The organism is Nocardia sp. NPDC058640 (assembly GCF_042716995.1).
Classification (GTDB): Bacteria; Actinomycetota; Actinomycetes; order Mycobacteriales; family Mycobacteriaceae; genus Nocardia.
Genome location: NZ_JBHXRG010000007.1, coordinates 109,773 through 128,782 on the forward strand (window position 1 = coordinate 109,773; position 19,010 = coordinate 128,782).

Sequence of the window (19,010 nt, forward strand, 5' to 3'; positions counted from 1 at the left end):
TGATATCACCACGATAGTAGATGTCTCCGAGCTCGGCAATGGATCTCAGGTGGCCGGAACGATGTTGCGGTTGGCACGGAACATGTTGTGCGGGTCGTACTTCGCTTTCGCCGATGCCAGCCATCGGTAGGTGTCGGGCGAGTATCCGGCGGCGGTTTGGGCCGGGTCGGCAGCTCCGCCCGCACCGTAGAGGAAGGCAAGGTTGTGTCCGATTGTCCACGGCGCCAAGGTATTTCGTACCATCGCCAGCCTTTCGGGCGCAGCGTCTGCCTCGCCCGGATCGGTGATCACCCGCACGATGTATTCGGCGTCGCGATGGTCGATCGAGGCGGGCCCGCCGTGGCGCAGCGCCGCGCCGAGGTGGCGGATGTCGATCACCGCGGAAACCGGTCCGCCGGGAGCGGTCAGAGCTCGCAGCGCGGCCAGCGCCTGCGGGGTCAGCTCCGACAGCAGCGCGTTGGTCGCGGCGTAGGCGTGCGGGAAGGGCGGGTCGCTGTGAATGGTGTGCGATTCGGCGTAGGGCATGGTGCGCAGGTCGTCGCGCAGCCGATCCCCGATCGCGCGCAGCGGGGCCACCAATCGTTCGCCGTCCTCGTCCGACCCGTCGAAGGCGATCCGGATCGAGGCAATGTGGCGGCCACGCAACGATTCCGGGACCGGCGGGATGTCGGGGTAGGTCACCACCGCGATCGTGGAGGTCAGCGCGCTCGGCACGGCGACGGTCCACCGACGCCACGTTTCCAGGGCAGCGTCGACCAGCGGTGTGTCGAAAACCAGTTGCCCGCCATAGATTTCGGCGACGGGCATCAAGTCCAGTTCCAGTCCGGTCACCACCCCGAAGTTGCCGCCCGAACCCAGTACCGCCCCGAACAATTCGTCTTCCGGGTGCAGCGTGCGCATTCTGCCGTCAGCGGTCACCAGGTCGATGGACCGCACATGATCTGCGGCATAACCGAATTCGCGCGCCAACAACCCCATCCCACCCCCGAGCACATACCCCACCACCCCCACCGAAGGCGACGACCCGTTCAACGGCGCCAACCCGTACCGAGCGGCAGCCTCGACCAACGCTCCCGCCCGCACACCGGCACCCACGCGCGCGATCCGCGCCCCCGGATCGATGACGATGCCGGCCATCCGCCCGGTCGTGATGAGCACTCCACCTTCGACGGCCACCGATAACCCGTGCCCCGTCGCCTGCACGGCAACCGGAAGCCCTTGCCTTCCAGCGAATTCCACCGCCGCCCGCACATCCTCGGCGTGCAGGGCGCCGACCACGAACGCCGGACGGTGGGTGTACGCGGTTTGAAACCCGGCGACTTCCTCGGCATATCCGGCATCGCCCGGAGTGAACACGGGCCCGGCGAAGTTCGACTGCAGTGCGGTATTCGTCATGCCTTCGACTCTGCGCGGGCTCGTGCGATAAGTCCAAGAGATAGATCTTCTACTCCCTATAATCAACAGTTATGGAATTGCGGCAGCTGCGGTATTTCGTGACGGTCGTCGACGAGGGCGGGTTCACGAAGGCGGCGGAGCGGTTGCACTTGACGCAGCCGGGGCTCAGCACCCAGATCCGGCAGCTCGAACGTGAACTCGGGCAGCGTCTTCTCGATCGGGGTGCTCGCGCGGTGACGCTCACCGAGGTCGGTGCCGCGGTGCTCGAGCACGCGCGGGCCGCGTTGGTCGCCGCGGAGCGGATCGGGGACACGGTGCAGGAGTTCACCGGGTTGCTGCGGGGGCATGTTCGGGTGGGCATGATCTCGGGGGCCGCGTCGGAGACGTTCGATGTCGCGGGGGTGTTGGCCGATTTTCACCATGATCATCCGCAGGTCGGGATCAGTCTCACCGAGGACACGGCCGAAAAGATGCTGGCCGCAGTCGAACACGATGAGCTCGACATCGCCCTGACCGGATTGACCGGTGCGCCACTGGGTTCCGGCCTCGGTGTCCAGGTGGTTCTGCAGACGCCGTTGGTCGCCGCTGTCGCCTCCGACGCACCGATCGATCCGGCGGAGTCCGCGGGCACGATCGCTTTGGCGTCCTTGGTCGACCGCCGGTTGATCTGCCTCACGAAGGGCACCGGCATCCGCGGTGTGTTCGAACAGTCCTGTGCCGCAGCAGGTTTCACGCCGACTGTCGCTTTCGAAGCCGCCGCTCCCCCGTTGCTGCTCGAACTCGCCGCCCGTGGTCTGGGCACCGCCATCGTCCCGGCCCTGACACCGGCCGAGGCCACCGCCTTCGGCGTCCGAACCCTCGACATCGTCGAGCCGGCGATCCACGGTCGACTGGCCCTGGCCTGGCGCATCGACCGCCCCCTGAGCCCCGCCGCCAAGGTGCTGCTCGGCCAATTCCGCCTTGCCTTCGGCTCCCACGAATCGGACCCGGACCGCGATTCGTGAGCACACCGCGGCGACAGGATCGCGGTGCCGGTGATTGCTGTCACACCGTCGGGTTACGCTGTGGCTAACCGATGAAGGAGAGCTCGACCAGGACGAGGGAAGGGCGTGCGTGGTGGAGTCGACGACTGCTGCGAAACTGCAAGAGCTGCGGGACAATCTGGCGGCGGCGCGGGAACCGGCGGGGGGTGCGGGGGTCGCCAAGCGGGCGGCGAAAGGAATTCCGAGTCCGCGCGAACGCATCGAAATACTGCTGGACCAGCACAGTTTCATCGAAATCGGCGCCCTGGTGAAGCAGCCCGGTGCGGCCGACGCGCTGTATGGCGACGGTGTGGTGACCGGGCACGGGCGCATCGATGGGCGGCCGGTGGTGGTGATCGCCCACGACCAGACCGTGTTCGGCGGTTCGGTGGGTGAGATGTTCGGGCGCAAGGTCGCCATGGCCATGGATCGCGCGGCCGATATCGGGTGCCCGTTCGTGGCGATCAACGACTCCGGCGGCGCGCGGGTGCAGGACGCGGTGACGTCGCTGGCCTGGTACGCGGAGATGAGCAGGCGGCAGCGGCGGCTGTCGGGGGTGGTGCCGCAGGTGTCGGTGATGTTGGGCAAATGTGCTGCGGGCGCGGTGTATTCGCCGATCAACACCGATGTGCTGGTGGCGACCGAGTCGGCGTACATGTTCGTGACCGGGCCCGAGGTCATTCGCGAGACCACCGGCGAAGAGGTCACCCTCGACGAGCTGGGCGGCGCGTTCAACCAGGCGCACAACGGCAATATCCATCACGTGGCCGCGGATGAGAAGGCCGCGTTCGAGTGGGTGCGCACGTATTTGAGTTTCATGCCGTCGAACTGTTTCGAGCGGGCGCCGCTGGTGAACCCGGGTCTGGAACCGGAACTCACCGAGTCCGATCGTGAACTCGACACGCTCATCCCCGATTCCGACCGCACCGGGTACGACATGTACGACGTGCTGCTGCGGATCTTCGACGACGGGGAATTCCACGAGATCGGCGACGGCGCCGCCCGCAACCTGATCACCGGGTTCGCCAGGATCGACGGGCGCAGTGTCGGCGTGATCGCCAATCAACCGCTGGTGTCCAGTGGCGCGATCGACGCACGGTGTTCGGACAAGGCCGCGCATTTCATCCGCCTGTGCGACGCGTTCGACATTCCGCTGGTGTTCATCGTCGACACGCCGGGCGTGCTGCCCGGTGTCGAGGAGGAGAAGATCGGTGTCATCAAACGCGGTGGCCGGTTCTTCTACGCGGTGGTCGAGGCCACGGTCCCGATCGTGACCGTGGTGGTGCGCAAGGCGTACGGCGGCGGATATGCGGTGATGGGCTGCAAGCAACTGGGCGGCGATATCAATCTGGCCTGGCCGACCGCGCGGATCGCGGTGATGGGCGCGGAGGCCGCGGTGGGTTTGACGCAGCGCAAGCAACTCGCGGCCGTCCCGGAGGCGCAACGGCCTGCGGTGCGGCAGCAGATGGTCGATTTCTACAATGCCGCGATCGCGACCCCGTGGATCGCCGCCGAGCGCGGGTACATCGACGCGGTCATCGAGCCGTCCAGTACCCGGCTGGAACTGCGAAAGGCGTTGCGGCTGTTGGGCGACAAGCACGTCGAGCAAGCGCCGTGCAAACACCACCTCATGCCGTTGTAGGCGCCCCCTCGCCGACGACGAGCGCGCACGCCTGCGCATAGCCGCGCACCAGTGGGCGCTTGTCGTCGCGCCGCCAGGCCAATGCCAGTTCGCACGGGGGCACGCCGTGTACGGGCCTGGTCACCACGCCGTCGCGGGTCACCAGCGGCGCGTTGCCGGTGGCGAGCAGCACGATGCCGTCGCCGTTGACCAGTGCCTCGTAGGTTTCCTCGGTGCTGGACACCTCGGCGCCGATGATCGGGGCGCGGCCTGCGCGTGCGTCCAGGGCGAGCCAGTAGTCGCGCAGCACGCCCGCCGAAGTCGGGAGCGCGAGGAAGGGTTCGTCGAGCAGGTCGGTGAAGTCGAGGTGCTCGCAGTCGGCGAGGTGGTGCGACTGCGGCAGGGCGACAACGCGGGGTTCGGTCGCGACCACGAGGCAGTGGTAGCGGTCGCTGTCGTTCAGCGGCAGCCACACGAACGCGACGTCGGCGGATTCGTCGGCCAGTCCCGCGGTCGGATCGTCCCAACCCACCAGGCGCAGCACCGGTTTCGCGTCGGGGAAGGCGGTGGTGAAGCGGGAGCGTACGGCGGGGAGCAGTCCACGTCCGGGGCTGGTGCTGATGCCGATCGCCAGCGCGGCTCCCTGGGCGGCTTTGGCCGACTCTACGGCGAGCTCGGCCATTTCCCAGGTCGCGAGCAGCCGCAGCGCGTGCGGCAACAGCGCGGTGCCGACGGGACTCAGCGCGACCGTGCGCGAGTCTCGCACGAAAAGCTCAGCACCCACCTGTCTTTCGAGTGAACGGATCTGTTTGCTCAGCGCGGGCTGCGAGATGTACAGGGCTTCGGCGGCGGCGGTGAAGCTCAGGTGGTCGGCCACCGCGACGAAGTACCGCAGGTCTCGCCCGTGCACATCCATAACTGATGGTTATCACACAGGGTCTTGGACGGCACGTCGACGCGGCGGCAGGATCGAAGACGAAACCTCAACGGACACAAGGAGAACCTGATGAGCGTCCCGCAGATCTGGCTGGTCACCGGTGCGAGCAGCGGCTTCGGCCGGGCCATCGCGCAGGCGGCGATCGACGCGGGCGACATCGTCGTCGCCGTCGCCCGCCGCACCGCCGCCCTCGACGATCTGGTCGCCGCGCACCCCGATCAGCTCGAGGCGATCGCCCTGGATGTCACCGACATCGCGCGGATCGACGAGGTCGTGGCCGATGTCGTGGCCCGGCACGGCCGCATCGACGTACTGGTCAACAACGCGGGCCGCACGCATGTCGGTGCCGTCGAGGAGACCACCGAGGCCGAACTGCGTGCCCTGTTCGACCTGCACCTGTTCGGCCCCGCCGCGCTGACCCGCGCGGTCCTGCCGCACATGCGCGAACAGCGCGGCGGTGCGATCGTGCAGATGAGCAGTGTCGGCGGGCAGCTGTCGTTCGCCGGGTTCTCCGCGTACAGCGCGACGAAATTCGCGCTGGAAGGGCTGTCAGAGGCGTTGGCCGCCGAGGTGGAACCGTTCGGGATCAAGGTGTTGATCGTGGAACCGGGCGCCTTCCGCACGGGGCTGTTCGGGCCGGGTGCGGCAGCGTTCAGTCCCGAGTCCGATGTCTACGCCGAGACCGCGGGTGCCACTCGGCGCATGGTCGAGGGCGGCGACGGCACCCAGCCCGGCGACCCTGCCAAGGCCGCTGCCGCGATTCGCGCGGCACTGGCCGCGGAGAAGACGCCGTTGCGCCTGCCGTTGGGCTCGGACTCGGTGGATGCCGTGCTCGATCATCTCGATGCCGTGCGTGCGGATGTACTCGCCTGGGAAAAGGTTTCGCGCGATACGACTTTCGACGAGGGCTGAGCCACTCGCAGACGTGAGCCGGACTCGGAAGTCCGGCTCACGTCCCGACCCGCGGGGTCGGCGATCTGGCCACTTTTCAGGTACTGACCGGAACACCTTGTGTCGCAGGAGCACTCGGTGTCGATCGCCGAGCGAATTCGCGGATCAGCAGGTAGATCGGAAACACGATGGGCGACAACAGAATCGTGCCGACCAGCACCGGCCCCATCAGCAGCGGGTGCACGGCGCGTTCCCGACTGTCGAGGTAGATCCACCGCCCCAGGAACAGATCCCAGGCGATGATCTGCGCCCACAGGGCGGTGAGCACGGCGGGATCCGCGGCGGCGTCGGTGATCGCGTCCAGCGACGGCGAGGTGACCAACGACCAGATCGGTCCGAGGACCGGGATCGCCACAATCGCCCAGATCACCAAGGGCACCAACACAATCCACGGCGACGAGATTATGGTGCGGGTCCAGCGCCAGGTCGGAGCGAAGATCATCAACGCCCAGAACGGCACCGTGACATAGAAGACCAGATCGAACAGCGTGCTCATGCGGTGGCCGCCTTTCGAACACCGACCGCGCTCGCGACCGAGATCAACACTCCGACAACGACTCCGGTGACGATCACGGCCGCAGCAGTCAGCGTGGCCTGATCAGGGTGGATCAACGGCTGACCACGCAGCGCCTGCCAGGTGACCAGCGCGACCAGCGCCGCGTACCCCGCCGACGCGGTGATGATCAACCCCAGCCGAACCCGCACCTCCCGCAGCAACGGAATCCGTGGCGCGAGCACCACCAGCAGCGCCGCGAACAACGGCAGCAACTGCAGCGCGTGCATGCCGACGAAGTGCGGAATTCGCAGGTCACCGTCGGTGGTGCTCCACCCGGTCAACGGCATTCCCGGCGTCCCGTCGGGTGCGCCGACGGTATGCGCGCCCGCGATCCCCTCGACCCCGGATTCTTGCTGCGGCATCAGATTGCCCAGCGCCAAGCCGACCAGCGAGATGGCAAGCCCCAGTCGGATCGACCAGGTGATCGCGGCATCGCCGATTCGACTGCGCGACAGGCCGACCGCGATCACCAAGGTGGCCAGGAACAGCACCACGATGGTGGCCGACATGATCACCCACAGCACCGAGTCGAACGTGTTGGTCATATTGAAATGGCTGCGCTCGCCACGCACCACCTGCCCCACGATGATCACCATCTCGATCACTCCGGCGGTGACGATGACCGTGGCCGTCCACGAGGTGAGCCGAGAAGGCTTGGGCCGCAACGAGATCAACCACGCCAGCGCGACGCTGTAGAGCACGAACGACATCGCGAACTTGGCCGGCTTGAACCACGCGGTGGACCCGGCGATGGTCCGGTCGTCGACCAGCATCCCGACCAGCGCGACCACCAGCAGCACGGCATTGGCGGCGGCGAAGTAGAGCAGCGGACGGTGCATCGGCGCACGTCGGCTGGGCAATGGATCGGCGGCTGTCAGGACGGACATGCGAATCTCCCCTGTATAGATAGTTTTACTATCCGTTATGGATAGCTAGACTATCCGCTATGGGTGGCGTAGGCAAGGGGTAGGAACCGAATCGAAAGGCGACAGTGCGGATCTCGGAGTTGAGCGAACGCAGCGGCATCGCGGTGGCAACCATCAAGTACTACCTGCGTGAGGGCCTGCTGCCACCGGGTGAACGCACCAGCCCCAACCAGGCCAGCTACGGCGAAGAGCACCTGCGCCGGTTACGTCTGGTCCGCGCCATGATCGAGGTGGGTGGCATACCGATCGCCACCGTCGGCGAGGTCATCGCCGCGATCGACTCCCCCGAGATGTCCCTGTTCAACGTGCTCGGCGTGGCGCAGGACAGCCTGGCCACCGCCGTGCCCGCCACCAGGGATGCCGAGTGGGATCGCGCCTACGCGGCGGTGTGCGCGGAGATGGACCGGCGCGGCTGGGACATCAATCCCAGCCCCCAGGCCATCGACACGCTCACCGGCGTGATCGTTCGTTTCGCGCAACTCGGCTACGACACCTGGGCCGACGATGCTCTGCCCAGCTATTTCGACGGCGCGCGAAGAGTGGCGGAAGCCGATGTGCCGGCCGCACTGTCCGCGGGCGACCGCGACGACATCATCGACGCGGTGGTCGTCCATACGGTCCTGGGCGACACCGCCCTGGCCGCGATCCGCCGCATCGCCCAGGCCCAGGTCTCCCTGGAACGCCTGCAAAACGCCGACTGAACACGAAACAGCCCCGCGAATCCGAAGATTCGCGGGGCTGTCTACAGACTTTTCAGAGCAGGCGAGACAAGAAAGCCTGCGTCCGTTCGTGCTGTGGATTGGCCAGCAGTTCACGCGGCGGACCCGACTCCACCACAACACCGGCATCCATGAACACCAGCTCATCGGCGACCTCGCGGGCGAACCCCATCTCATGGGTCACCACCACCATCGTCATGCCCGAATCGGCCAGCTCGCGCATCACCGCGAGCACTTCACCGACCAGTTCGGGGTCCAGTGCCGAGGTCGGCTCGTCGAACAGCATCAGCTTGGGGTCCATCGCCAACGCGCGCGCGATGGCCACCCGCTGCTGCTGACCGCCCGACAGCTGCGCCGGGTAGGCGTTGCGCTTGGCCGACAGGCCGACCCGCTCGAGCAGTTCCTCGGCCCGGGCGATCGCCTCGGCCTTGGGCAGCCCGCGCACCTGGATCGGCGCCTCGATCACGTTCTCGAGGGCCGTGCGGTGCGGGAACAGGTTGAAATGCTGGAACACCATGCCGATATCGCGACGCTGCAGCGCGGCGTCGCGTTCGTGCATTTCGTACAGCTTGCCGTTCTTCTCCCGGTAGCCCACCAGGTCGCCGTCGACGTACAGCCGTCCGGCGTTGACCTGCTCGAGGTGGTTGATGCACCGCAGGAAGGTGGACTTGCCCGAGCCCGACGGCCCGACCAGGGTGAGTACCTTGCCGCGCTGTACTTCCAGGGAGATGCCCTTGAGGACCTGCAGCGCGCCGAAGTTCTTGCACACCCGGTCCGCGAGCACCATCGGCGGGACGAGCACTTGTGGTTCGGTCATTTCGCCTTCACCGCCGCCTGCGCCGTGGCCAGTTCCTGCAGCTGCTTGGCCGTGAGCTGCCGGGTGGCACCGCGCGAGTAATGGCGTTCCAAGTAGTACTGGCCGACCATGAGGATGCTGGTGATCGCCAGGTACCAGGTGGCACAGACCAGCAGCAGCGGGATCGGCTGGAAGTTCACGCCGTAGATGTCACGCGCGCGGCCGAACAGGTCGGTGCTCAGCGGAATCGCGGTGACCAGCGAGGTGGTCTTGAGCATGCCGATCAGTTCGTTGCCCGTGGGCGGGATGATCACCCGCATGGCCTGCGGCAGCACCGTGCGGCGCATGGTCTGCGTCCACGACATGCCGAGCGCCACCGACGCTTCGCGCTGACCTTCGCCCACCGAGTTGATGCCCGCGCGCACGATCTCGGCCATGTACGCGGCCTCGTTGAGACCCAGGCCGATCACCGCGAACAGGAACGCGGCCTGCAGGTTCTGCACGTCGAAGTGGAAGAACTGCGGACCGAACGGCACGCCGAGGTCGATCTGCTTGTAGATCGAGGGCACCAGGCCCCAGAACACCAACTGCACGTAGACCGGGGTGCCGCGGAAGACCCACAGGTACACCCAGGCCGCAGTGCGCAGCACGGGGTTCGGCGACAGACGCATCACCGCGAGGACCGTGCCCAGACCCACCGCGATCGCCATCGCGAGCACGGTGAGTTCCAAGGTGACGATCGCGCCCTGGGTGATGCGGCTGTCGAACAGGTACTTGCCGTAGGTGTCCCACCGGTAGGCGGGATTGGTGGCAGCACCGTAGACGAACAACCCCACCAGGATCAGGATGAGTGCCGCCGCGATCCAGCGGCCCGGCCTGCGCAGCGGGACCGCTTTGATCGGTTCGGGTTCGGTGCCCGGTCCGGGCACCTGCCCCGTGTCTTTCCTGTCGGTCACGTCAGCTCACTGCACCGTTGATCACCGAGGTCTTGATCTGACCGTCCTGCACACCCCAGTTGGTGGTGATCTCGCCGTACTTGCCGTTGTCGATCAGGTGCTGCAGCGCCTTCTGCAGCGACACCGCCAGCGGCGAGGACTTCTGCACGGCCCAGCCGTAGGGCGCGGAGTCGAACAGCGGGCCCGCGGACTCGATCTTGCCGCCGCTCTGCTTGATCGCGTACGCGGTCACCGGGGAGTCGGCCGACATCGCGTCGACCTGGCCCAGCACCAGCGCGTTGGTCGCGGCGCTCTGCTCGTCGAAGGCCTTCATGTCGATGGCGGGCTTGCCCTCGGCCACGCACTTGGCGCTCTTGGCGGGGATCTCCTCGGTGTGCTCGACCGTGGTGGACTGCACGGCGACCTTCTTGCCGCACGCGTTGTTCGGGTCGATCGCCTTACCGGACTGCTGGGCCCACTGGATGCCCGCGGAGAAGTAGGTCGTGAAATCGACCTGCTGCTCGCGTTCCTTGGAATCGGTGATCGAGGACATGCCCACGTCGTAGGTGCCTGCCTGGATGGCGGGGATGATCTTCTCGAACGAGGACTCGACGTAGTCCACGGTCAGACCCAGGGTCGCGGCGACCGCGTTGAGCAGGTCGACGTCGAAGCCGACGATCTTGCCGCTGGCGTCCTTGTACTCGTTGGGCTGGTACGGCACGTTCACGCCGACGACCAACTTGCCTGCCTGCTTCACCTTGTCGGGGACCGCCGCGGCCAGCGCGTCGACCTTCTCCGCCGACACCGTTTCCACCGTGGTGCCGTCACCCTCGGTGTTCTGGGTGCAACCGGTCAACAACAGAGCACCGCCGGCGACGGTACACATCAGCCGCACGGCGCTACGGCCGAGGACAGTACGAACAGACAAAGGAGCCTCCACATTTCACGTCGACGCCGGCCACGTGTCAGCGCCTGTTTGGCAATGTATGCGAACCGGACACAGCGTGGTGCGACAGTAACCGAAGATTAATCAGCGAATGTGAAAGGGGTCGTTTCACCTACGGTGTACGCGCGCCCTGACCTGCTCGGTGAACTCGCTGGTGGAAGCCAGACCGCCCAGATCCGCGGTCGCGATCCCGGCCTGCAGCGTCGCAGCAACCGCGCGGGTAATGCGGTCGGCGGCATCGTGCAGCGGTCGGTCGTTGTCGCGAACGGCCAACCACCGCAACAACATTGCCGCCGACAGTTGCAGTGCGGCGGGGTTGGCGCGATTGCGTCCGGCCAGACCCGGCGCCGCGCCGTGCACGGCCTGTGCCATCGCGCGCGTGTCGGAACAGTTCAGCGAGGCCGCCATCCCCAGCGAGCCGCTGAGTTCACCGGCCAGATCGGACAGGATGTCGCCGAACAGGTTCTCGGTGACGATCACGTCGAACCCGCTCGCGTCGCGGACCAGGTGCGCGGCCATCGCGTCGACGTGTTCGTCGTCGACGGTCACATCCGGATACTGCGCCGCGACTTCGTAACAGACATCACGGAACAGCCCTGTTGTCATGGGCAGCACATTGGCCTTGTGCACGATCGTGACCCGCTTGCGTCGACCCTGCGCCAGCCGCAGGGCCTGGTGCGCGATCCGTTCGCAGGCCTTGCGGGTGATCACCGCGACCGCCATCGCCACGTCCTCGGTGGGGCGGAACTCCCCCGAACCGGCGAACATATTGCGGTCGGCGTAGAAGCCCTCGCTGTTCTCGCGCACGATCACCAGGTCGATCGCGGGCGACATCGCGCGCACCCCGGCGAACGCGGCGGCGGGGCGGATGTTGGCGTAGAGCCCGAGGCGTTTGCGGATCGCGCCGCCCGGTGCCACGCGCATGTCCGTCGGGTAGGAGGCGTTGTCATGCGGGCCGAGGATCCAGGCATCGAGGTCTTCGAGAGCGACCAGGGTCTGTTCGGGCAGCGGATTGCCGTAGGCGGCGATGGCGTCGTGGCCGATCAGCAGCGGCACCCACGTCACCGGGGGCAGTCCGGCCGCGCCCATGGCCTCGTCGACCACCGCTCGGGTCGCGGCCACCACTTCGGGGCCGATGCCGTCGCCGTCGATGACTCCCAGTCGCAGGCTCGTCGCGTTCACCCGATCATCTTCGCGCCTGCGGCGTGGGCGGCGGTCGCGCGGGGCAGTTGACACGCGGCCGTTCGCTAATTTCCGGCCGTTGTAGTGGGGATTCGCCGACTGGGCGCGACGGGGAAGTCGCAGCACGTGGTGATCGGGGGAAGATAGAGGCACGCCGCGGCGTTACAGCCGAGGACACCGACAAGGAGAGGACGTCATGGCTACCCAGACGCTGACCCAGCAGAACTTCGACGAAGTCATCACCGGAAACGACGTGGTCCTCGTCGATTTCTGGGCCGCCTGGTGCGGCCCGTGCAAGAGTTTCGCGCCGACCTTCGAGACCTCGTCGGAGAAGCACCCCGACGTCGTCTACGGCAAGGTCGACACCGAGGCCGAGCAGGGACTCGCCGCCGCCGCCAACATCCAGTCGATCCCGACCATCATGGCCTTCCGCGAGGGCGTGCTCGTGTTCGCGCAGCCGGGCGCGCTGCCGCCCGCCGCGCTCGAGGACCTGGTCACGCAGATCAAGGGCCTGGACATGGAGCAGGTGCGCAAGCAGATCGCCGAGCAGGCGGAATCCACACCCGCCGAGTAAGAACGCCGAAACTTCAAGGGCCCGTTCACCTTTCGAGGTGAACGGGCCCTGCGTGTGCTGGTGCGGGTGTCAGCCCGCGAGCAGGTTGACACCGGCGATCATCGCGCGCACGGTCGACTCGGCGCCGGTGGCGGCGGTGGCCACCGCCCAGCGGCGACGGCCGTTGACCTCGCACTGCACGAACGTGGCGGTGCCGTCGGCGGTCGGGCGCTGGTGGAAGTGCAGGATCTCGAGGGGGTAGCCCTCGTCGTACAGCGCCGACGTCATCGCCGCGACCGGGCTTCCGGTGGCGATGACGGTGCGCAGGTGGTCGGCCAGTTCCAGGGTGGCGGTGAAATCCGTTCCGGAACAAGACCATTCACCGAGGGTGATGGGTCCCTCGGTGCGGGTGTACCGGTCCTGGAAGGCGGCGGGGTCGAGGTCGAGGAGCTCGGTGCGCAGACCCTTGGGGGCGGCGGCGAGCAGGGCATGGTCCAGTGTCAGCGTCATTGCAGGTGAGGTCTTCCCGAAGATGTCTTCGTTGGCAGGATGGGACCAGCTAAACGATGAAAAATCAGCCCGCAGCGTAGGGGCTGGTCCGAATCAGACCCCGCTACGGCGAAGTACTACGAGAATCTGCCGTGCGGCTGCCGGCGCGGTCTGCGCAGCAGCGACCGCGCGGTCGCGGTCAGCGACTAGCGACGCGGCAAAGCGGGCGGGATTCGGCACGCTGTCGAGGATAGGGCGATCGTCGCGAAACCGCAACCTGGTTCCCCCTACGCCGTGTCTACTCGTGAGTACCATCACCGCAGCTCAGGATCGGTTCACGCGGCGGCGAGCACCTCACGCCAGCGGGTGCACCGAACCCAGTGCGCGCGCCGAGGAGTCCACGTCCAGTTGCAGCCGCAACCCGTCCGGCCCACGCCTGGTACGCAACTCGACCTTGTCGCTGATCATCACCGGACCCACATGCTCCACGATCGCCCGATACGGGAGCCGGTGGCGGTCCGGGTGCGCGGACAGCGCCTCCTCGACCGCCTCCCAGTACACGGCGTTGTTGACGTGACCCAGCCGGTCGACGTCGGTAACGCGCAGCGGGAACGGCACGACCTCGGTGTCGGGGTCGTCGAGCTCCGACAGTGCCGCTTTCCAGCGCAGGCGGTGTTCGGTGGTGCTTGCCAGCATGGGTGCCATGAACGCGTCGCTCATGCGGGCGGGGCGGCCCGCGACGGGGTCGATGTGAATGAGGAACGTGGCGGCCTCGATGTGGCCGCTGTTCTCGCCGCGGAGCTGAATGCGCATGTCGCACCAGCGATTCGACAGCGCGTCGCACCAGCGGCGCAGCTGCACACGGTCGCCGAACATGATCGGTTCGTACACGTCGATAACGGTGCGGCGCACGATCCACGCCTGATGGGTGTCGCCGTCCGCCACCGCGTCGAGGTGGTCGAAGCCGATGTCCTGCAGGTAGCGCGCGACCGCGTCCAGGCGCAGACGGTCGTCGCCGTCGGTATCACCCAGGCGTACCGGCCACGACCTCGCGAAGGCCTGCTCGATGTCGAGGCAGTCGGGCAGTGGGGTCGCGATGACGGGGGCGGTCATCGGCCCGATGCTGCCACAGTTGCGCGCGGTCGCTGGGAGGTGCCCGCAACCCTGTTCAGATCACAGTTGCGGGCATCGGATCGGTTGTCCGTGGCGAAGGTTGTCCACCGGCGCACCGCTGTGCGTGGACCAGCGTCTGTCCGATCACGTCCCGGACACGTTCGGATCTCCCCGCCGTGCGCGAGTTCGCTTGCGCCCTAGCGTGAATGGTCTGGGGCCCAGTGGGATGGGTTCCGCGGGAGGAGATTTCCATGACCAGCATCTATGAGCAGATCGGCGGCGAGGCGGCCCTGGTGACCGTGGTCGACGATCTGTACGCGCGCATCCTGGCCGACGAGGTATTGCGGGGGTTCTTCACCGAGGTGGACAACGACCACATCACCAAGCAGCAGGTGGCGTTCTTCGCCGAAGCGCTGGGTGGTCCCGCGGCCTACACCGGCAAGCCGATGCGGGCCGCCCATGCGGGACTGCGCATTTCGCAGGACGACTTCGATCGGGTGGCCGGACATCTGGTCGCGGCACTGACCGACGCTGGCGTTCCCGAGGAGCTGGTGGCCGAAATCACCGGTGCCGTAGCAGCTTTGGCGGGCGACATCGTCAGTATGCGAAACGCCTGAGCGACAAGGCAATACACGCTGGTAGGTAGCTGAATGGTGCGGTGGTGCCACTTTTCGCGTGGAGCAACCGCGTGGCTAACACAATGTGACCATATCGTGAATCTCCCGCGCGTCGCCGCCACAAACGGGGCCGCGCGCGGTACGGTCGCGGCCGTTAGACCACTTGTTTCTGCGTGAAAGGAATTGTTCGACATGGCATTTGAAGTCACGGGGACCATCGGCGATCACTACAACGAAGCCGGTGGCGCGTCCAGCCCGCTGGGTGAGCCGATCTCGGCCGAGCAGGACGCCCCCAACGGCGGCAAGTTCCAGGAGTTCACCGGCGGCGTCATCTACTTCTCGCTCCCGACCGGCACCTGGATCGTCTACGGCGCCATCCGCCAGGCCTGGGAAGCCGAAGGCGGCGCGGGCGGCCGTCTCGGCTACCCGACCTCCGACGAGCAGGACATCGAAGGCGGCAAGATCAGCCACTTCGAGAACGGCTCGATCAGCTACTCGATCGCCGACGACGCGGTCGCGGTGACGGTCAACGCGTAATCCGCGTTACCTGACGACGATGGGCACCAACCCTTTTCAGGGTGGTGCCCATCGTTGTGTCCAGCGCTAGTGCGCGGCGGCGTCCCAGCTGCGGCCGGTGCCCACCGACACGGTCAGCGGGACCGACAGGTCGATCGCGGCCGACATCTGTTCGCGGGCAAGGGCTTCCAACGCTTCGCGTTCGCCCTCGACCACCTCGAACACGAGTTCGTCGTGGATCTGCAGCAACATGCGCGACTGCAGACCGGCTTCACGAATCGCGTTCTGCACGTTGATCATCGCGACCTTGATGATGTCGGCGGCGGTGCCCTGAATGGGGGCGTTCAGTGCCATCCGTTCGGCGGATTCGCGGCGCTGACGGTTGCTCGAGTCCAGGTCGGGCAGGTAGCGGCGGCGGCCGAACAGGGTCTGGGTGTAGCCGACCTTGCGGGCCTGGTCGACCACGTCGGCCAGGTAGTCGCGGATGCCGCCGAAACGGTCGAAGTACACGTCCATCTGCTCTTTGGCCTCGGCGGTGCTGATCTTGAGCTGGGCACTGAGGCCGTAGGAGCTCAGACCGTAGGCCAGGCCGTAGGACATGGCTTTGATGCGACGGCGCAGCTCCGGGCTCACCTCGGCGATGGGGATGTCGAAGGCCTTGGACGCGACGAAGGTGTGCAGGTCCTCGCCGGAATTGAACGCTTCGATCAGGCCCGCGTCACCGGACAGGTGCGCCATGATGCGCATCTCGATCTGGCTGTAGTCCGCGGTCATGAGTTCGGCGAAGCCGGGGCCCACGACGAACGTGTCGCGGATCTGGCGGCCGGTGTCGGTGCGGATCGGGATGTTCTGCAGGTTCGGCTCGGTCGAGGACAAGCGACCGGTGGCGGCGATGGTCTGGTTGAACGTGGTGTGCACGCGGCCGTCGTCGGACACCGACTTGAGCAGGCCGTCGACGGTGACCTTGAGGCGGGTGGCGTCGCGGTGGGCGAGCAGGTGTTCGAGGAAGGCGTGACCGGTCTTCTCGAACAGCGATTCCAGCGCGTCGGCGTCGGTGGTGTACCCGGTTTTGGTGCGCTTGGTTTTGGGCATATCCAGTTCGTCGAACAGCACCACTTGCAGCTGTTTGGGCGAGCCGAGGTTGATCTGTTTGCCGATCACGTCGTAGGCGGAATTGGCGGCCTCGGCGACGCGGTCAGCGAACTGTTGCTGCAGATTTTCCAGCTGGGCCACATCGACGGCGATGCCGGCTTCCTCGAGTTGGCCGAGCACGCCCAGCAGCGGCAGCTCCATCTCCTCGAGCAGCGGGGTCGATTCGATGGCGGCCAGTTCGGTGTCCAGCGCCACGGCCAGGTCGGCGACCGCACGGGCGCGCAGCATCTCCTCGCGGGCGACATCGGCGGCGAGGGTGTCCTCGTCGTCCAGCAGCGACATCTGGCCCGTGTCACCGGTTTCCACGCGCAGTTCGCGCTTGAGGTACCGCAACGACAGGTCGTCGAGGTTGAAGCTGCGCTGGCCGGGGCGCACCAGGTAGGCCGACAGCGCGGTGTCGGTGACCAGGCCGCCCAGGGTGAAGCCGCGCCCGCGCAGGGCATGGCCCGCGGACTTGGCCTCGTGTAAGGCCTTACCGACGGCGGGGTCGGCCAGCCACGCGGCCAGCGCAGTTTCGTCCTCGGGGGTCAGCGTGGTCAGGTCGATGTAGGCGCCTTCACCGTCGGCGGCGGCGATGGCCACCGCACGGGTGTCGCCGTGCACGGGCGTGCCGGTGCCGACAATCGAAAGCCCGTGGCGCGCACCGGTTTTGGCGTGTTCAATGAGCCAGTCGGCGACCGTGCCCGGCTCGAGCGCCGCACCGCTGATCTCGAAACCCGATTCGGCTTCGGGCTCGGGGGAACCGAGGGTGTCGAACAACCGGTCGCGCAGCACCCGGAATTCGAGGTCGTCGAACAGCTGGTGGATCTTGTCGCGATCCCAGGGCGCCTTGGCCAGCTGGTCGGGGGTGTAGGGCAGTGGCACTTCGCGCACCATCTCGGTGAGCTGGCGGTTGAGCACCACGCTCGACAGGTTCGCGCGCAGCGAGTCGCCGACCTTGCCCTTCACCTGATCCACGCGGTCCACCAGGGTGGCCAGGTCACCGTATTCGCGGATCCACTTGGCGGCGGTCTTCTCCCCCACGCCGGGAATACCGGGCAGGTTGTCGCTGGGATCGCCGCGCAGGGCCGCGTAGTCGGGGTACTGCGCGGGCGTGAGGCCGTACTTGGACTCCACCTCGGCCGGGGTGAACCGGGTCAGGTCCGAGACGCCCTTCTTCGGATAGAGCACGGTGACGTCGTCGTTGACCAGCTGGATCGCGTCGCGGTCGCCGGTGACGATCAGGACCCGGTACCCCTGGGCCATCGCCTGGGTGGTGAGGGTGGCGATCACGTCGTCGGCTTCGTAGTTGTCGATGGCCATCACGGGGATGCCCATCGCGCCGAGCACGTCCTTGGTGAGTTCGACCTGGCCACGGAATTCGTCGGGGGTGGCGCTGCGGTTGGCCTTGTATTCCGGGTAGGCCTCGGTGCGGAAGGTCTTGCGGGACACGTCGAATGCCGCGGCCACGTGGCTGGGCTTCTCGTCGCGCAGCAGATTGATCAGCATCGAGGTGAACCCGTACACCGCGTTGGTGGTCTGCCCGGTGACGGTTTTGAAGTTCTCCGCCGGTAGCGCGAAGAACGCGCGATAGGCGATCGAATGTCCGTCCAGCAGCAGCAGCGTGGGCCGCTCGCCGTCGGGAGCAGTGGTCGTTGTCGATGCCTGCGCAGTCGTCGGTGAACTCACGGGAATGAGTGTAGGGACCACCACTGACAGAACGTGTGGCGCGGCAGGTCCAACAGCACGATCCCAGGTCGGCTCCGTGGCCTGACCTGGGATGCTGCCGTGCAGCGGCTATCGTGCCGCGAGCGCGGGCTCGGCCCCGACACCGATGTCGTCGGACTGTCCGATGCTGTCGGCGAGCTTGAGCCAGACCACCCCGCCGACGATGACCGCCAGCCAGAACGCGCGCATCGGGGTCAGGGTTTCATCGAAGAAGACCGGCCCGAGCAGGGCGGCGCCGACCGCGCCGATGCCGGCCCAGACCGCGTAGCCGATGCCGACGTCGATCGTCTTCAGGCCCACGCTCAGGGCGAACAGGGTCAGCAGGAAGAAGACGCCTGCCGAGATCGACCAGGGCAGCACGGTGAATCCCTCGCTGCCACCGACGCTGAGGGCGTAGCCGACTTCGAACACGCCCGCCAGCAGCATCATCAGCCAGGCGCCGGTGTTGTTGTTCGTGGAAGTAGTCATGAGAGGTGTCCTATCGCTGGAATCGGGAGTATGAGGGGTGCTTTACGCTGCGCCGCTGAGTTGCAGGCCCACGACGCCGCCGACGACGATCGCGATGCCGAGCAGCTTCTTCCAGTCCAGCCGTTGCCCGAGAAACAGGGTGCCGACCACGACGATTCCGACGCCCGCGATCGAGGTCCACAGGGCGTAGCCGACGCCGACGTCGAAGGTCAGCAGCGCCAGGCTGAGGAAGAAGGTGGCGATCGAGCCGCTGATCAGCGTGGCCACGGTCCAGCCGACGCGGGTGAAGCCTTTGGCGTTGCTCGCGGCCAGGGCGACCATGACTTCGAAGATCACGGCGATGCCCAGGTAGATCCAGCTCATGATGATTTCCTCTCTAGTTACTGTATGTACATGCATGTATATGGGT

Annotated in this window: 20 protein-coding genes; 7 read left to right on the forward strand and 13 right to left on the reverse strand. The window is 66.8% G+C overall.

Features of this window, described 5'->3' with window-relative positions; all coding sequences use genetic code 11:
* Positions 1–45 precede the first annotated feature (45 nt).
* Positions 46–1,395 (reverse strand): FAD-binding oxidoreductase, encoded by a 1,350-nt coding sequence (locus tag ACFWU5_RS12170; RefSeq protein ID WP_379267159.1) that lies wholly within the window; start codon positions 1,393–1,395, stop codon positions 46–48.
* Positions 1,396–1,466: 71 nt separating this feature from the next.
* Between ACFWU5_RS12170 and ACFWU5_RS12175 the strand changes: the two genes are divergently transcribed.
* Both ACFWU5_RS12175 and ACFWU5_RS12180 read left to right on the forward strand, forming a co-directional pair.
* Complete coding sequence (locus ACFWU5_RS12175) at positions 1,467–2,399, forward strand: LysR family transcriptional regulator (protein WP_379267160.1); 933 nt, start codon at positions 1,467–1,469, stop codon at positions 2,397–2,399.
* Between the two features lie 112 nt (positions 2,400–2,511).
* Positions 2,512–4,059 carry an acyl-CoA carboxylase subunit beta gene (locus tag ACFWU5_RS12180; protein ID WP_379244761.1) on the forward strand — a complete coding sequence of 516 codons (1,548 nt, stop codon included), beginning with the start codon at positions 2,512–2,514 and terminating at the stop codon, positions 4,057–4,059.
* Here the strand turns inward: ACFWU5_RS12180 and ACFWU5_RS12185 are convergent.
* Positions 4,046–4,954, reverse strand: coding sequence for a LysR family transcriptional regulator (locus ACFWU5_RS12185; RefSeq protein WP_379267161.1), 909 nt, complete (start codon positions 4,952–4,954; stop codon positions 4,046–4,048). The two genes, ACFWU5_RS12180 and ACFWU5_RS12185, sit on opposite strands and share 14 nt — an antisense overlap.
* Positions 4,955–5,044: 90 nt before the next feature.
* Here ACFWU5_RS12185 and ACFWU5_RS12190 point away from each other — a divergent pair, with 90 nt between their 5' ends.
* Complete coding sequence (locus ACFWU5_RS12190; RefSeq protein WP_379267163.1) at positions 5,045–5,887, forward strand: oxidoreductase; 843 nt, start codon at positions 5,045–5,047, stop codon at positions 5,885–5,887.
* Between the two features lie 76 nt (positions 5,888–5,963).
* Here ACFWU5_RS12190 and ACFWU5_RS12195 read toward each other — a convergent pair whose 3' ends face one another.
* On the reverse strand, positions 5,964–6,422 hold the full coding sequence (locus ACFWU5_RS12195) for an ABA4-like family protein (RefSeq protein WP_379267164.1): 459 nt from the start codon (positions 6,420–6,422) through the stop codon (positions 5,964–5,966).
* Positions 6,419–7,369, reverse strand: coding sequence for a hypothetical protein (locus ACFWU5_RS12200; RefSeq protein ID WP_379267165.1), 951 nt, complete (start codon positions 7,367–7,369; stop codon positions 6,419–6,421). The genes ACFWU5_RS12195 and ACFWU5_RS12200 overlap by 4 nt, the downstream gene beginning before the upstream one ends.
* A gap of 119 nt (positions 7,370–7,488) precedes the next feature.
* Here ACFWU5_RS12200 and ACFWU5_RS12205 point away from each other — a divergent pair, with 119 nt between their 5' ends.
* A complete protein-coding gene (locus ACFWU5_RS12205; RefSeq protein WP_379267166.1) occupies positions 7,489–8,109 on the forward strand; it encodes a MerR family transcriptional regulator in 621 nt (206 codons plus the stop codon).
* Between the two features lie 52 nt (positions 8,110–8,161).
* Here the strand turns inward: ACFWU5_RS12205 and ACFWU5_RS12210 are convergent, their stop codons facing one another.
* The 4 genes from ACFWU5_RS12210 to ACFWU5_RS12225 form a co-directional block, all read right to left on the reverse strand.
* Positions 8,162–8,914 (reverse strand): amino acid ABC transporter ATP-binding protein, encoded by a 753-nt coding sequence (locus ACFWU5_RS12210; protein ID WP_379244759.1) that lies wholly within the window; start codon positions 8,912–8,914, stop codon positions 8,162–8,164.
* A gap of 26 nt (positions 8,915–8,940) precedes the next feature.
* A complete protein-coding gene (locus ACFWU5_RS12215; RefSeq protein ID WP_379244551.1) occupies positions 8,941–9,879 on the reverse strand; it encodes an ABC transporter permease subunit in 939 nt (312 codons plus the stop codon).
* A 1-nt stretch (position 9,880) separates the two neighbouring features.
* Complete coding sequence (locus tag ACFWU5_RS12220; RefSeq protein WP_379267250.1) at positions 9,881–10,744, reverse strand: ABC transporter substrate-binding protein; 864 nt, start codon at positions 10,742–10,744, stop codon at positions 9,881–9,883.
* A 168-nt stretch (positions 10,745–10,912) separates the two neighbouring features.
* Positions 10,913–11,986 (reverse strand): isocitrate/isopropylmalate dehydrogenase family protein, encoded by a 1,074-nt coding sequence (locus ACFWU5_RS12225; protein ID WP_379267167.1) that lies wholly within the window; start codon positions 11,984–11,986, stop codon positions 10,913–10,915.
* 196 nt (positions 11,987–12,182) lie between these two features.
* Between ACFWU5_RS12225 and trxA the strand changes: the two genes are divergently transcribed.
* Positions 12,183–12,560, forward strand: a complete 378-nt coding sequence (trxA, locus tag ACFWU5_RS12230) for a thioredoxin (protein ID WP_379244545.1) — start codon at positions 12,183–12,185, stop codon at positions 12,558–12,560.
* Positions 12,561–12,629: 69 nt separating this feature from the next.
* Here the strand turns inward: trxA and ACFWU5_RS12235 are convergent, their stop codons facing one another.
* Both ACFWU5_RS12235 and ACFWU5_RS12240 read right to left on the reverse strand, forming a co-directional pair.
* Positions 12,630–13,049: a 2-keto-3-deoxygluconate kinase gene (locus ACFWU5_RS12235; RefSeq protein ID WP_379267168.1), complete on the reverse strand. Its 420-nt coding sequence runs from the start codon at positions 13,047–13,049 to the stop codon at positions 12,630–12,632.
* A 333-nt stretch (positions 13,050–13,382) separates the two neighbouring features.
* Positions 13,383–14,141 (reverse strand): acyl-[acyl-carrier-protein] thioesterase, encoded by a 759-nt coding sequence (locus tag ACFWU5_RS12240; RefSeq protein WP_379267169.1) that lies wholly within the window; start codon positions 14,139–14,141, stop codon positions 13,383–13,385.
* Positions 14,142–14,392: 251 nt separating this feature from the next.
* Here ACFWU5_RS12240 and ACFWU5_RS12245 point away from each other — a divergent pair, with 251 nt between their 5' ends.
* Positions 14,393–14,758: a group 1 truncated hemoglobin gene (locus ACFWU5_RS12245; RefSeq protein WP_379267170.1), complete on the forward strand. Its 366-nt coding sequence runs from the start codon at positions 14,393–14,395 to the stop codon at positions 14,756–14,758.
* A 192-nt stretch (positions 14,759–14,950) separates the two neighbouring features.
* Positions 14,951–15,295, forward strand: a complete 345-nt coding sequence (locus ACFWU5_RS12250; protein ID WP_379244537.1) for an LGFP repeat-containing protein — start codon at positions 14,951–14,953, stop codon at positions 15,293–15,295.
* Between the two features lie 66 nt (positions 15,296–15,361).
* Here the strand turns inward: ACFWU5_RS12250 and polA are convergent, their stop codons facing one another.
* The 3 genes from polA to ACFWU5_RS12265 all read right to left on the reverse strand — a co-directional run bounded on the left by polA (position 15,362) and on the right by ACFWU5_RS12265 (position 18,964).
* Entirely contained in the window at positions 15,362–18,094 is a 2,733-nt protein-coding gene (gene polA / locus ACFWU5_RS12255; RefSeq protein WP_379267171.1) for a DNA polymerase I, read from the reverse strand.
* 108 nt (positions 18,095–18,202) lie between these two features.
* Entirely contained in the window at positions 18,203–18,601 is a 399-nt protein-coding gene (locus ACFWU5_RS12260) for a DMT family transporter (RefSeq protein WP_379267172.1), read from the reverse strand.
* A gap of 42 nt (positions 18,602–18,643) precedes the next feature.
* Positions 18,644–18,964: a DMT family transporter gene (locus ACFWU5_RS12265; RefSeq protein WP_379244531.1), complete on the reverse strand. Its 321-nt coding sequence runs from the start codon at positions 18,962–18,964 to the stop codon at positions 18,644–18,646.
* Positions 18,965–19,010: the final 46 nt, after the last annotated feature.